Here is a 14192-nt window from a genome sequence, read left to right on the forward strand (position 1 = left end):
CCGATCGCCCGTTGAAAGTATCGGCAGGACAATCACTCAGATTTTTCCTGCGTTTTTACGCTATCAGTTTTAGCACCATCCGGGTTACGGATCATATCTACAATCAGCATGCCCGCACCCAAAGTGATAGCAGCATCTGCCAGATTAAAAGCGGGAAAATAGGCGTTATCCCAATGGAACAGCAGAAAATCCACCACATAACCCAATAGGATACGGTCATGCAGGTTACCCAGAGCACCACCTAAAACCAGCGCCAAAGCGCAGGCTAACCAGGTTTCGTTGGGTTTAAGTCTTGTCATCCAGACCACAAGACCACCGCTGACAGCAAGCGCAATCAAAGCAAAAAACCAACGCTGCCATCCTGATTCCCCAGCCAAAAAGCTAAAGGCAGCCCCTGTATTGTGCAACAGCGTCAGGTCAAATACCGGCAGCACATACAGGCGTTCCGCATAATTAAAACTGTCGGTTACCCAAGCTTTGGAGAGCAGATCCAGAGCTACCACCAGAACACTCAGCATCAGCCATTTCAGCTGACCACTTTTACCCTGTTGTTTTTGATCCATAGCGGTATTTCTCAACTCCCCGCGGGCAAATTCTCTGTGTAAAACTGAGGCGCCCACTGGCGCCTCAGAATTTCCTGTATAACCACTGTTCAGATATTCCTGTTTCTGAACTCAGAGCCGTTTATGCAAACTGACGCTGCTCACCTTTGCCATCCGGCAGGTTAGTCACGCAACGACCGCACAGCTCAGGATGCTCGGCATGCTGACCCACATCTTCACGGTGGTGCCAGCAGCGACCACACTTAGCATGCTCAGAGGCTTTAACCGCTACTTTCAGGCCTGCCAGTTCAGTATCAGCTGCGTCACCAGCATCCGCCAGATCAGCAACCTGTGCATCAGAGGTCAATAGTACAAAACGCAGCTCTTCACCCAGACCATCGATCAGGGCTTTCAGTTCCGCATCAGCAAACAGGGTCACTTCTGTCGACATAGAACCTTTTACTGTACCGGCATTACGGGCGTCTTCCAGCGACTTGTTCACCGCTTCTTTTACATCTGCGATGCGGTTCCAGTAATCACGATTCTTCTCACCGTCAGCCTTCATCTCAAACAGGCCGTCATACCAGGTTGTCAGATATACTGAGTCTTCACGCTGACCCGGAATATTTTCGTAGATCTCTTCTGCGGTGAAGGTCAGAATCGGTGCCACCCAGCGAACCAGCGCTTCGATGATGTGGTACAACGCAGTCTGGCAGGAGCGACGCGCCAGACTATCCGGCTGCGTGGTGTACTGACGATCTTTGATGATATCCAGATAGAAACCACCCAGATCCTGCGCACAGAAGTTATGCACTTTCTGATAGATGCTCAGGAAGTGATATTCGTTGTATGCACCTTCCAGTTCACTCTGCAGCTGCAGCGCGCGATCTACCGCCCACTGATCCAGTGACAGCATCTCTTCCGGTGACACCATATCGGTTTCCGGATTAAAGCCGTTCAGATTCGCCAACAGGAAACGTGCAGTGTTACGGATACGACGGTAAGAATCTGCTGTACGTTGCAGAATCTGTTTCGATACCGCCATCTCACCGGAATAGTCCGTCGCAGCAACCCACAGGCGCAGGATGTCGCCACCCAGAGAGTCCGTCACTTCCTGAGGTGCAATCACATTGCCCAATGACTTGGACATCTTGTAGCCCTTCTCATCCACAGTAAAACCGTGGGTTAGCACCTGTTTGTATGGCGCGCAACCATTGATTGCAATAGACGTTTTCAGGGATGACTGGAACCAACCACGGTGCTGATCCGAACCTTCAAGATAGATATCCGCCGGGAAAGTCAGCTCCTCACGGGGACGCAATACCGAGTGATGGGTCACACCAGAGTCAAACCAAACATCCAGCGTATCGGTCACCTTGTAGTATTGACCCGCTTCATCGCCTAACAGCTCTGCCGCATCCAGCTCAAACCAGGCATCCATACCCTCTTTTTCCATCAGCAGAGCGACTTTTTCCATCAGCTCCGGGGTGTTCGGGTGCAGTTCGTCCGTTTCTTTGTTGATGAACAGCGTGATTGGCACACCCCAGGTACGCTGACGGGAAACACACCAGTCAGGACTCTGCTCAACCATGGACTCGATGCGGTTCTGGCCCCAGGCCGGGAACCACTGCACACCCTTGATCGCTTCCAGGGCATCTTTTTTCAGCCCCTTCTCTTCCATGGAGATAAACCACTGAGGTGTCGCACGATAGATCAGTGGTGTTTTAGTACGCCAGCAGTGTGGGTAGCTATGTTCAAAGGCTTTGTGGTGCACCAGTTTGCCTTCACGGGTCAACGCATCCATCACGGGCTCGTCGGCTTTGTATACGTGCAGACCGGCAAACTCGCCAGCTTCATCACTGTAAACACCGTTAGCCTGCACCAGATTGATGGTACCCAGACCATAGGCTTTACCTGCCACGAAATCTTCCATACCGTGATCTGGCGCTGTATGCACCGCGCCGGTACCCGCATCAGTAGTCACGTGGTCACCCAGAATCACAGGCACCTGCTTGTCATAGAACGGGTGTTTCAGCAGCTGGTTTTCCAGCGCTTGGCCGGAGGCTTTCGCCAGCACCTCATACTTGTCTTCACCCCAACGCGCCATGATGTCATCCACCATAGAGGCTGCCAGTACAAAGCGCTGATCCCGCAGCTGAACCAGTGCATATTCAAAAGCGGCATTTAACGATACCGCCTGACTGACCGGCAGTGTCCACGCAGTAGTGGTCCAGATCACAACGGACAGATCAGCTTCACCCGCCGGATTGCCAAACAGCTCCAGCGCTTTCGCCTGATCAATAAAGGTGTAAGCCACATCCAGCGCGATGGAGGTTTTATCCTGATACTCAACCTCAGCCTCTGCCAAAGCAGACTGGCCCACAACACTCCAGTAAACTGGCTTGTAGCCTTTAACCAGATGACCGTTCTCCACGATGCGTCCAAGAGCACGCACAATATCCGCTTCGGTCTGATAGTTCATGGTCAGGTACGGATTTTCCCAGTCGCCAAGGATGCCTAAACGGATGAAATCCGCTTTCTGGCCGTTAACCTGCTCTGCTGCGTACTCCCGGCATTTCGCACGGAACTCACGGTAAGGCACCTTGTCACCGGCACGGCCAATCAGAGTCTCAACCTTGTGCTCAATCGGCAAGCCATGACAATCCCAGCCCGGCACATAAGGGGCGTCAAAACCCGCCAAGGTGCGCGACTTAACAATCATATCTTTCAGAATTTTGTTAACTGCGTGGCCAATATGAATATTACCGTTAGCGTACGGAGGGCCGTCATGCAGAACAAATTTTGGACGACCTTCACCGGCCTTGCGCAGTTTCTCGTACAGGCCGAGCTCATCCCAGCGAGCCAGTCGGGAAGGTTCACGCTTTGGCAGATTGCCCCGCATCGGGAAGTCGGTTTCCGGAAGATTGAGTGTATGCTTATAGTCGCTCATGGCTAAGAATCGCTGCTCTTTGTCAAATTATCCGCTACCAGGCTATCGGGTGACCCAGTATCAGGGAAGTAGGGTTTGTTTCTTTATGTCAGCAGCGGCGTTCACTCTGACATCGGCTGAGGAATCAGCCGGACATACCATTAGCCAAAGGAATCCCCTGGCTGGCATGCTGTACAAAATAATCCCGCGCATGCTGCAGATCATGCATGATCTGATCCCGCAGGGCGGCAACGTCAGAGAAACGTTTTTCGTCCCTCAGTTTACTGCAAAAAGTGACCTGTACACGCTGCCCATACAGATCACCATTAAAATCAAACAGATGGACTTCAAGTGCCGGACGAACCCCATCGATAGTGGGTCGATTACCTATGTTGGCAACACCTTTGTGCAAAAGACCATCACTAGTATTCAGCAGAACCGTGTAGACACCATGCAAGGCTGGTTGTTTATCTTTTAACGACAGATTGGCCGTTGGTACACCCAGCTGCCGTCCCAGTTTACGGCCATGCAATACGCGTCCGCCGATCTGATAGGGCACGCCCAGTAGCTTGTTCGCCAGAACAAAATCAGACCCCGCCAGAACGGTACGAATGCGGGTACTACTGACTCGTTCAGCTTCAACTTCAAAAGTAGTCGTATTAACGACATCAAAACCAGTTTCCTGACCAACCTGCTGTAGCAGAGCGAAGTCCCCGGCCCGGTCACAACCAAAACGGAAATCATCACCTACAACCAGATAGCGTACACCAAGCCCTTGAGTTAAGACTCTCTCAATAAACTCACGACCTGAAAGGCTAGCCAATTTCTGGTTAAAGGGCAGGCAAAGAATCCGGTCAATACCCTGAGCGGCTAAACGCTCAACCTTATCACGAAAGCGCGTCAAACGAGCCGGTGCCTGGCTTGAGGCAAAAAACTCTCTGGGCTGAGGCTCAAAAACCACAACCGCAGATGGCAAACCCAGCTCCAGGGCTTTCGCTTTGACCTGGCGCAAAATAGCCTGATGACCCAGGTGCACACCATCAAAGTTGCCAATTGTTGCTACGCAGCCCTGATGCTCTTTTCGTAAATTGTGCAAACCCCGTATCAGTTTCATTTTGCTCCTGTGGTTCATAATGTGTTTTTCGCCCACTGCGTCATATTGCCTTGCAGCTTATTCCTGCTCATTTTGTCCGGTATCTCTGGCACTGCCAGCCAGATGATTGAGCATATGAATTTTCTAAAAGAGACCGATTATAGCGAAATTACGCGCCACTGCATCCCTTCTGCTGCGGAATATACGTGACCATACCAGACACAGGTCTAATAACGCATATGACGCAAGCGCAGGCCTGCCAGAAGCAGCATTACAAGATAAAGGCCGCCGCCGGCAATCACCAAAGCACCCAGCCAGAATACACGCTGCTGCCAACCGAATGCGGCCCACTCTGCAGCCTCAGGCGTCAGCCAAAGCAGCAGTGACGCCATCACACCTGCAGCCGGAATCAGTTGCAACAAATAACGTACCCAACCGGGCTGCCAGACAAACACACCTTCCCGACGAAGGGTCAGCCAGAGCAAACCCGCATTCAAAAAGGCAGACAAGGATGTTGCCAGAGCAAGACCAGCATGATCCAGCCAGAACACCAGTAACAGATTAAAGAGCATATTCGCCACCATAGCGATAATGCCGATTTTCACCGGTGTCCGGGTGTCCTGTCGGGCATAAAACCCCGGAGCGAGCACCTTGATCAGCATAAAGGCCAGCAAACCCACCGCATAGGCCCGCAAGCTCAGAGCCGCCATATCAACATCATGTACCGTCATAGCGCCATACTGAAACAGTGTAAACAGCAAAGGTTCTGCCAGTACAGTCAATGCCAGAGCAGCAGGAACGGCAATCAGTAAAATCATACGCACCGCCCAATCCAGAGTTTTGGCAAAAGCTTCCCCTGACTTTTCTGCATGCTTAGTAGACAAGCTAGGCAGAATGACTGTTGCCACTGCAATGCCAAACACACCCAACGGCAGCTCCACTAGGCGATCGGAATAATAGAGCCAGGAAACACTACCACTGACCAGAAAAGAGGCCAGCACAGTATCCAGTAACAGATTGATCTGGCTGACGGATACCCCAAACAATGCGGGTGCCATCAGTTTCATAATCCTGCCAACACCCTCGTCTTTCCAACGAACTTTAGGGCGAGGCATCAGCCCGATACGGGCCAGAAATGGCAACTGAAAAAGTAGTTGGGCACAACCTGCAATCAGAACCCCCCAGGCCAGCGCCATAGCAGGCTCTTCCATAAAGGGTGTCAGCCACAGAGCAGTAGCTATCAGAGAGAGGTTAAGCAGCACAGGGGTGAAAGCCGGGATAGCAAAACGATCATAGCTGTTCAGAATGCTGCCAGCAAAAGCGGTCAGAGAGATCAGAAGCAGATAAGGAAAGGTAATCCGGAGCATCTCTGCTGTTAGTGCCTGCTTCTCCGGCAGCTGACTAAAGCCAGGGGCAAACACCCAAACCAGTACAGGTGCCGCGACAATTGCCAGAGCTGTCATTCCGCTTAAAGTCAGTCCCAGCGTGCCAGCCACTGAGTCGATCAACCCTCGCACCGCCTGACGGTCTCGCTGACTGCGGTATTCGGATAACACAGGTACAAAGGCCTGATTGAAAGCACCCTCAGCAAACAAACGACGTAGAAAATTAGGAATTTTAAAAGCAACGAAAAAAGCATCAGCGCCGGCACCCGCACCAAAGAGGCCTGCGATCACAATATCCCGCATCAACCCGAGAACCCGGGAGATAAGTGTCATAACACTGACCAATGCACCAGAACGCAACAACCCTGGTTTGCGGACCTGTTGATCGGTAGCAAGCAGCACCGGTGAAGTTTTATCACCTGCCGCCTGAACATCGGAAGTTGGCTTCTGCGGCTCTTCAGGTGAGGGCGCAGCAGGTTTAGATTCTGTTGGCTTCTGTTCAGACATGGCGCTTTCCTGCGGTGTCAGCTATGAAAATCAGTACTTTCATATCGGCTAACAAGATTTAAATCAGAGAAGAGAGCATTTTGCCGAATTTTAGGCACAAAAAAACCGGCCTAAGCCGGTTTTTTTAAAGGTAAAACCTCTAAAATCATGCAGCCAGAGTTTTAACTCGCGCATTCAGACGGCTCTTGGTACGAGCTGCCTTATTTTTAGAGATGATGCCTTTATCAGCAACACGATCGATTACAGGCTGTGCTGCATCGAAAGCTTGTTTAGCCTGAGCGTGATCACCCGCTTCAGCTGCCGCTACAACGCGCTTGATGTAAGTGCGCACCATGGAGCGCAGGCTGGCATTGTGATTACGGCGCTTCTCAGCCTGGCGTGCACGTTTTTTTGCAGATGCGATATTCGCCACCGTTAAGCTCCTTGGAGAAATCGGTCTAATTAAATTGAAAGACGCATTAAGCGTTTTTCACGAATTAAAGTCTAATGTCTTTAGGGGTGCGCATTCTACGGTAAACCATAGGGTATGAACAGCCTTTTTGACAATTAAGCGTATTTTTTTTCTAAGACTTTATGCCAAAGCGGCGTAAAGCAGCAGAAAATTGTTCCGTTTATTCTAAACCAGAACCAGATTATCGCGATTGATCAACTCAGGATCGGCCACATAACCCAGCAAAGATTCTATCATACCCGAAGGCTGTCCGAGGATTTTTAATGCATCCTCATGATCATAGTTCACCAGACCTTTTGCAATCAGCTCACCCTCTTCACTGACGCACTGAACCATATCCCCCCGCCGAAAACGCCCGGTCACCCGACAAACCCCTACAGAGAGTAAACTGGAGTGCTTATTCCGAAGAACACGCACAGCGCCGTCATCCAGAACCAGGGTTCCCCGGGTCTGAAGGTGCCCTGCGAGCCAACGCTTACGGGCTGCCCAAGGAGTATCTTTAGGCAAAAACAAGGTGCCGATGGACTCACCAGAGGCTGCCCGAATCAGGACGTCTGGCTGACGCCCACTGGCAACCAGTGTTGTTGCACCAGAGCGAGCCGCAAGGCCTGCAGCCCGTACCTTGGTAATCATACCACCCCGTCCTAAACGACCTCCGTCACCAGCCATTGCAGCCAACTCCGGGTCATCGGCCCAGGCCTCTTCAATTAAAGTTGCATCAGGGTTAGAACGGGGGTCGGCTGTATACAAACCTTCCTGATCGGTCAGAATAACCAGAGCATCCGCTTCCAGCAGATTAGCAACCAAAGCCCCCAGCGTATCGTTATCACCAAATTTTATCTCATCGGTAACGACGGTATCGTTTTCATTGATAATGGGCACAACACCCAGGTCTAACAGCGCCTTAACTGCACTGCGTGCATTCAGGTAGCGTTTGCGATTAGACAGGTCATCATGGGTTAGAAGAATCTGAGCAGCCCTCAGTCCATGGCGCATAAACTGACTTTCATATGCCTGAACCAGCCCCATCTGTCCCACTGCTGCTGCTGCCTGCAGCTCATGCAGAGCTGATGGGCGCTCCACCAACCCCAAACGACTCATTCCTTCGGCTACGGACCCGGAAGAAACCAGAATCAGCTCTATTCCCTGCTGACGCAAAACAGCCATCTGATTTACCCAGGCGCTTATCGCCGGCAGATCTAACCCTTCACCGTCATTGGTCAGTAGAGCACTGCCTATCTTCACTACAACGCGTTTAGCCCGCGCCAGCCTGTCACGCTGAGACATTTTTCCGGCCTTATCTTCCAAAATCTGCCACCTTCAGGCAGCGTTTAATCCACAACACCTGAATTCAACCAATGCTAAAAAAGAGCGCACCTTTTACTTGGCATACTCCACTTCAACATCGTAATCATCGTCATCAAAATCGTCGTCATCTTCACTTTCTTCGCTCAGCTCTTCAGCTGGCTTAATCCGCGGCCCGTGACGACGTTCCAGGTAAGCCTCAACGCGCTCCACCGCTTCTTCTTCCATGCGGCCTCGTATTTCAGCCTCTTCTTCCGCCAGTGCTGGGTTTTCTGCCTGAGCGATACGCTGCTCATCAAGCCAGTTCATAATCTGTTGACAAACAACCTGCGTACCATCACTGCTGATCGCAGACACACGGAACACAGGCCCCTGCCAGTCAAGCTCACGGATAATACGCTCACAAACGGCATCCTGCTCATCCTCAGGCAATAGATCCAGCTTGTTCAGTACCAGCCAGCGAGGGCGCTCAGCCAAGGTCGGACTGTACTGCTCCAGTTCACGAATAATCGCCTGCGCAGACTCAACCGGGTCAGACTCATCAAACGGAGCCACATCCACCAGATGCAGTAGCAGACGAGCACGGGTCAGGTGTTTCAGGAACCGAAAGCCTAAACCCGCCCCCTCAGATGCACCCTCAATCAACCCGGGAATATCCGCCATCACAAAATGCTTAAACTGGCCCAGCTTAACGACACCAAGGTTAGGCACCAACGTCGTGAAAGGATAGTTAGCAACCTTAGGCTTAGCTGCCGATACGGAACGGATAAGCGTAGATTTGCCGGCATTTGGCAAACCCAGCAAGCCAACATCTGCCATCACTTTCATTTCAAAGCGCAGATTACGCTCTTCACCCAGAGTACCGTTGGTCGTTTTCCTCGGCGCACGGTTGGTACTCGACTTAAAGCGAGTATTACCCAGACCACGACGCCCGCCCTGAGCGACAATCAGCTCCTGACCAATCTCCGTGATATCACCCAGTACTTCCAGGGTTTCTTCGTCAATAACGGTTGTACCGACCGGAACCTGAATATAAAGATGCTCCCCGGCTTTACCAGAGCACTGACGTCCCTGACCACCCTCACCATTCTCCGCGCGATAGCGACGCTGATAGCGAAAGTCGATCAGTGTATTCAGGGAATCATCACCCACCAGAATAACATCGCCGCCATTGCCACCATCCCCACCATCGGGGCCACCTTTAGCCACATATTTTTCGCGGCGAAAGCTCAGGCAACCATTACCACCTTTACCGGCTGCGACATGAATACTTGCTTCATCTACAAACTGCATGCTTGTGCACTCTTAATCTGGTGTATTGTTCCAGCTTTTCATCGGCCACACCCATCACGAAGCTGCCAGAGGATCATTCTCTGCATTGAGTCGCGCCATCTTACTGATTTATCATCCAGCCGTAGAAAAGCCCTGTATTTAAAATATCCAACGCAGGCATCCGCCACCGAAGATTATACGGAGCGTGTGGAAATCTTTGCCTTCAGATCACTCGATGATCGGAGCAACCTGTCTTTATAAAAACAACCAATTTTTAAATTATGGCAGATACGAAAAAAGCCCCGCACGCGGCGAGGCTTTTTCAACCGATCGAAATCGGCTTACGCAGGTACGATAGTAACGGTTTTACGTTTCTTCGGACCACGTACTTCAAATTTCACAACACCATCTGTAGTAGCAAACAGAGTGTGATCTTTGCCGATACCAACATTAACCCCAGGGTGGAAACGTGTTCCACGCTGACGAACAATGATGTTACCTGCTTTAACTACTTGGCCGCCAAAGCGCTTAACACCAAGGCGTTTCGATTCGGAATCGCGACCGTTACGGGTACTACCACCAGCTTTTTTGTGAGCCATGAGTACTTCCTCGTTAAGTTGATCTTGCCGGGCAGACTCCACTGCGTCAGTGATTATTGAGCCTGACCGAAACTGAAATTGTTTGAGTAAAATTAACCAGCGATGCCAGTAATTTTTACTTCAGTGAACCACTGACGGTGGCCCTGACGCTTCATGCTGTGCTTACGACGACGGAATTTGATGATAGTAACTTTATCACCGCGACCGTGGTTTACAACTTCAGCAGAAACCTTAGCACCCTCAACCAGAGGAGCACCAACTTTAACGTCTTCACCGTTAGCAACCAGCAGAACCTGATCAAAATCAACTGCAGAACCTGTTTCCAGCTCCAGCTTTTCGATTTTCAGGGTATCGCCTTCTTTAACGCGGTACTGTTTACCGCCAGTTTTAATAACTGCGTACATGCTTGTTCTCCAGAAAAACAGCAGTGCTTAGTAGAGTTATATGCTTCTTACTTACCTGCTTTGAATAGAAGCGCTCTGGCAACTATCGGACAGGGAGCAAAGGACTGAGGTGAGAGGGCAAAAGCCTATAACTCACGCACAGTAACTAAGCAGGGCGCGAATTTTATAGCAACAGCGCCATGACAGCAACTAAAAGACCTGTTTTTTAGCAGCGCCAAAAGATACAGATACGAGATTTCTTCCCAACACTTTGATAATCAGGAAAATCTCACCTTTACGCGACTTAAAGCGACTGCCGGGCGGGGCTTTATCTTGACACCCCTCCCCCCGCCCAATAGCATTCCTACAGTCCTACTGAGCATAGCCCTTGAGGCATCTGCCCTTGATTAGCTAACCAACGAGAAAAGCAGTCCTGAACATGCAGCCAAAGAGCGCCATCCACGATCTGGTCGCGGACGACTTCGCCGCACTAAACACCTATATCATCGACCAACTGCACTCAAGAGTGCCTCTCGTTGAGAAAATTGCGGAATATATCGTCGATAGCGGCGGTAAACGCATGCGCCCGCTATTAGTACTTCTCACCTGCAAAGCTCTCAGCTGTGACAATGACAAACGCATCCCACTATCTGCACTGGTGGAGTTTATCCACACAGCCACGCTGCTGCATGATGATGTCGTAGACGAGTCCGACATGCGTCGTGGCCGGGATACCGCCAACAATAAATGGGGAAATGCCCCCAGTGTTTTGGTCGGCGACTTTCTGTATACCCGTGCTTTTGAACTGATGGTCAACATCGGTCATATGGATATTCTGAAAATCTACGCCAATGCCACCAATGTTATCGCTGAAGGCGAAGTACTGCAGCTCACCAATGTGCGCAACCCTAAAATCACTGAAGCACAATATATGACAGTGATCAAAGCGAAAACGGCCATGCTATTTGAGGCTGCAACTCAATCTGCAGCTGTACTTTCCGGCGCAAGCCAGGAGCAGCAGGACATGATGGCCGATTACGGTAACTATTTAGGGCTGGCCTTCCAGCTACAGGATGACCTGCTGGATTATCAGGGTGATGCCGGGGCCATGGGGAAAAACGTTGGCGATGACCTGGCAGAAGGAAAAGCAACCCTGCCGCTGATCCGCGCGATGGAAGTCGGCACGGAAGATGAAGCCAAGCTGATCCGTAAAGCGATACGCAAAGGGGGGCTGGAGTTCCTTGAGCCTGTTCTCGAGATCATCAGCAAGACAGGAGCACTACAGTACACCGAGCAAAAAGCCTTTGAGATGGCAGATAAAGCAAAAGTCTGCCTGAACTGTCTTCCGGAATCCCCATTCAGAGAAAGATTGGCCCTATTTGCGGATATGGCTGTCAAACGCAGCAGCTAGAGCCACAGAAATACTCTGCTGATACAATATCTGCAGAGTATTTTTTCTTCACGCTTCAGCAACGAAGTACTACATTGGCTCCGAGATAAAAAGTGCTTTTAAAACAAGGCTATAAAATACCTGTCACATACTTCTATGCTACAGGAGATAAGCCTGATATTTTATTATGCAGCAGGGTAATAAGTGATAACCAGAGGGGCACCGGATCGCCTACTGATGAGATATCGACAGGCGCCATGAACGCGAAAAAAACCTCCATACAATCTCCGGATTCAGCGCGACTGATTGCGCTTGATAACCTGAGTACCCCAACACTGATTGCTACCCGTGACGGTATCCTGCAGTACGCGAACAAAGCCGCCCGCCATTTACTGACCTATGGTGATGCCGGCAGCCACTCTCTGTGTGGCAAAGAGCTTTTCTACCGATTAGGCCCTAACCAGTATCACCAGTTAAAGCAGGCTTGCCAGCGATTCTGCGACGAACAACTGAGCCTGACGTTCAATTATGGTGAACACAAAAAGCGTATACAGATGTTTGTGACGCCACTGCTAACAGGCAACCCGGAAGAGGCGCTGCTACAGGTCACACTGAAAGATGTGACCCAATATGAAGCAGCGCAACATCTGCCAGTTCATTTTCATCAGGCGATGCAACAGACTGAAGATATGGTTATGGTTACGGACTGCCAAGGCCTGATCGAATACGTCAACCCAGCCTTTCTCAGCCAAACAGGCTACTCAGAAGCAGAAGTAATCGGCGAAACCCCTCGTATCCTCAGCTCAGATGAACATGATGAAGCTTTTTATGCCGAAATGTGGAAAACGCTTCGCGCAGGGGAAAGCTATCGTAGCATCTTCATTAACCGCCGTAGAAATGGGGAGCGCTACCATGAAGAGAAAACGATCACACCGATTCGCGATGATACGGGTCATATCAGCCACTTTGTCGCCACAGGGCGTGATATAACAGATCTGATCAACAGTGAGCAGCGCCTGGACTATCTGCGCCGGTTTGACACATTAACCGGCCTACCCAATCGCCAGCGCTTATCAGAGCAGTTTGAGCAGCACGTGATGCAGCGGCGTAAAACGCCAATGGCGCTATTTCTGGTAGACCTCGATCGTTTAAGCCGCATCAATGACAGTCTGGGCCGGCAAGCCGGTGATGAACTGCTACGACTGACTGCTGGACGGCTACGCAAATCCCTCCCTGCGCACTTTGTTGGCCGCCTCGGCAGTGACGCATTTATGGTCATGGCCGAAGACGTGCAAACACCAGATCAGGCTGCTCACCTCGCTCAGGAAATACAGCAGGTCATGGCCCTACCTTTCGAGCTTACTCAGGCTGAGCTCTTTATGAGCGTTAGCCTGGGCATCACTCTTTATCCTTATGATGGAGACCAATTTGATGAGCTGGTCAACAAAGCAGACAGTGCCATGCACCGCTGCAAAGATCATGATCAGAAATTTGGCTTCTTCACTGAAGACCTGACTCTGCAAACCCAACATAGAGTCAAACTGGAAAATCAGTTACGCCAGGCACTGCTGCACAAAGAGTTTCATTTGGTCTTTCAGCCCAGAATTGATATCGCTACAGAGCAGATCAACAGCGCAGAAGTGTTGCTACGGTGGATAAAACCGGATGGAAAAGTTATCTCACCGGGAGAGTTTATTCCTGTATTGGAAGAGATGGGTTTAATAACATCTGTCGGCGAGTGGGTTCTGATGAGGGCTTGTATCTATGCCAGTCAATGGCAAAAAAAAGGCCAACCTATAAAGATTTCAGTCAATCTTTCAGCGAAACAATTACGCCAACCGAACCTTCCGGATATTGTTACCCGTTGCCTTGAAACTTCAGGCCTAAGCCCTGAACTATTAGAGCTTGAACTGACAGAAACCAGCATGCTGGAAGATGTAAGCCATTCTATCAGTCAGCTTAACCTGCTACGTGACAAAGGTATCCGCATTGCCATTGACGACTTTGGCACAGGCTACTCATCTCTGGCATACCTGAAACAGCTTCCGGCAGACACACTAAAAATCGACCAGGCGTTTATTCAGGAGCTGGGTAGCAACGACCCCAGTGACCGAAATATCGTACAGACGATTATTCAACTGGCGCACAATTTCAACCTCAGTGTTACCGCCGAAGGGATTGAAACGGAGCAACAGCTTGAGATCATTCGCCAGCTGGGCTGCAACGAGGCCCAAGGCTTTCTCCTCGCCAAACCGATGAATGAGCCTGAGCTGCTAACGACACGACACGCATTTAATAGCCGTGCAAAGTTAACGCGCGACTAGCACCTCAACATT

The 14192-nt window shown here is 50.6% G+C and carries 11 protein-coding genes; 2 read left to right on the forward strand and 9 right to left on the reverse strand.

Annotated elements, in window-relative coordinates:
• Positions 1 to 32: 32 nt before the first annotated feature.
• From lspA to rplU, 9 genes are all read right to left on the reverse strand, one after another.
• Positions 33 to 563 carry a signal peptidase II gene (gene lspA / locus ACN0R8_RS04815; RefSeq protein WP_417595619.1) on the reverse strand — a complete coding sequence of 177 codons (531 nt, stop codon included), beginning with the start codon at positions 561 to 563 and terminating at the stop codon, positions 33 to 35.
• Positions 564 to 684: 121 nt separating this feature from the next.
• Positions 685 to 3492: an isoleucine--tRNA ligase gene (gene ileS, locus ACN0R8_RS04820; protein ID WP_417595621.1), complete on the reverse strand. Its 2808-nt coding sequence runs from the start codon at positions 3490 to 3492 to the stop codon at positions 685 to 687.
• 124 nt (positions 3493 to 3616) lie between these two features.
• Entirely contained in the window at positions 3617 to 4585 is a 969-nt protein-coding gene (gene ribF / locus ACN0R8_RS04825) for a bifunctional riboflavin kinase/FAD synthetase (protein ID WP_417595623.1), read from the reverse strand.
• A 206-nt stretch (positions 4586 to 4791) separates the two neighbouring features.
• Entirely contained in the window at positions 4792 to 6282 is a 1491-nt protein-coding gene (gene murJ, locus ACN0R8_RS04830) for a murein biosynthesis integral membrane protein MurJ (protein WP_417596366.1), read from the reverse strand.
• 319 nt (positions 6283 to 6601) lie between these two features.
• The gene (rpsT, locus tag ACN0R8_RS04835; protein ID WP_078319497.1) at positions 6602 to 6868 is read right to left on the reverse strand and encodes a 30S ribosomal protein S20; all 267 of its coding nucleotides are present in this window, start codon (positions 6866 to 6868) and stop codon (positions 6602 to 6604) included.
• A 204-nt stretch (positions 6869 to 7072) separates the two neighbouring features.
• Positions 7073 to 8194 carry a glutamate 5-kinase gene (proB, locus tag ACN0R8_RS04840; RefSeq protein ID WP_417595625.1) on the reverse strand — a complete coding sequence of 374 codons (1122 nt, stop codon included), beginning with the start codon at positions 8192 to 8194 and terminating at the stop codon, positions 7073 to 7075.
• 93 nt (positions 8195 to 8287) lie between these two features.
• Positions 8288 to 9505: an Obg family GTPase CgtA gene (gene cgtA, locus ACN0R8_RS04845; protein ID WP_417595627.1), complete on the reverse strand. Its 1218-nt coding sequence runs from the start codon at positions 9503 to 9505 to the stop codon at positions 8288 to 8290.
• A 320-nt stretch (positions 9506 to 9825) separates the two neighbouring features.
• Positions 9826 to 10083 carry a 50S ribosomal protein L27 gene (gene rpmA / locus ACN0R8_RS04850; protein ID WP_078319500.1) on the reverse strand — a complete coding sequence of 86 codons (258 nt, stop codon included), beginning with the start codon at positions 10081 to 10083 and terminating at the stop codon, positions 9826 to 9828.
• Positions 10084 to 10175: 92 nt separating this feature from the next.
• Entirely contained in the window at positions 10176 to 10487 is a 312-nt protein-coding gene (rplU, locus tag ACN0R8_RS04855) for a 50S ribosomal protein L21 (RefSeq protein ID WP_078319501.1), read from the reverse strand.
• Between the two features lie 418 nt (positions 10488 to 10905).
• On the opposite strand from rplU, the gene ispB reads away from it, so the two are divergent.
• Positions 10906 to 11877 (forward strand): octaprenyl diphosphate synthase, encoded by a 972-nt coding sequence (ispB, locus tag ACN0R8_RS04860; RefSeq protein ID WP_417595630.1) that lies wholly within the window; start codon positions 10906 to 10908, stop codon positions 11875 to 11877.
• A gap of 236 nt (positions 11878 to 12113) precedes the next feature.
• Positions 12114 to 14180, forward strand: coding sequence for a putative bifunctional diguanylate cyclase/phosphodiesterase (locus ACN0R8_RS04865; RefSeq protein WP_417595632.1), 2067 nt, complete (start codon positions 12114 to 12116; stop codon positions 14178 to 14180).
• Positions 14181 to 14192 lie beyond the last annotated feature (12 nt).

Origin of the sequence: Oceanospirillum sp. (assembly GCF_048265165.1) — a bacterium.
Classification (GTDB): domain Bacteria; phylum Pseudomonadota; class Gammaproteobacteria; order Pseudomonadales; family Halomonadaceae; genus Oceanospirillum.

What these genes read in the sequence shown, in the direction of transcription:
- cgtA (WP_417595627.1), bottom strand. Translation starts at nt 9,505, where the DNA reads ATGCAGTTTGTAGATGAAGCAAGTATTCATGTCGCAGCCGGTAAAGGT.
- ribF (WP_417595623.1), bottom strand. Translation starts at nt 4,585, where the DNA reads ATGAAACTGATACGGGGTTTGCACAATTTACGAAAAGAGCATCAGGGC.
- ileS (WP_417595621.1), bottom strand. Translation starts at nt 3,492, where the DNA reads ATGAGCGACTATAAGCATACACTCAATCTTCCGGAAACCGACTTCCCG.
- proB (WP_417595625.1), bottom strand. Translation starts at nt 8,194, where the DNA reads ATGTCTCAGCGTGACAGGCTGGCGCGGGCTAAACGCGTTGTAGTGAAG.
- lspA (WP_417595619.1), bottom strand. Translation starts at nt 563, where the DNA reads ATGGATCAAAAACAACAGGGTAAAAGTGGTCAGCTGAAATGGCTGATG.
- rpmA (WP_078319500.1), bottom strand. Translation starts at nt 10,083, where the DNA reads ATGGCTCACAAAAAAGCTGGTGGTAGTACCCGTAACGGTCGCGATTCC.
- rplU (WP_078319501.1), bottom strand. Translation starts at nt 10,487, where the DNA reads ATGTACGCAGTTATTAAAACTGGCGGTAAACAGTACCGCGTTAAAGAA.
- ispB (WP_417595630.1), top strand. Translation starts at nt 10,906, where the DNA reads ATGCAGCCAAAGAGCGCCATCCACGATCTGGTCGCGGACGACTTCGCC.
- murJ (WP_417596366.1), bottom strand. Translation starts at nt 6,282, where the DNA reads ATGACACTTATCTCCCGGGTTCTCGGGTTGATGCGGGATATTGTGATC.
- ACN0R8_RS04865 (WP_417595632.1), top strand. Translation starts at nt 12,114, where the DNA reads ATGAACGCGAAAAAAACCTCCATACAATCTCCGGATTCAGCGCGACTG.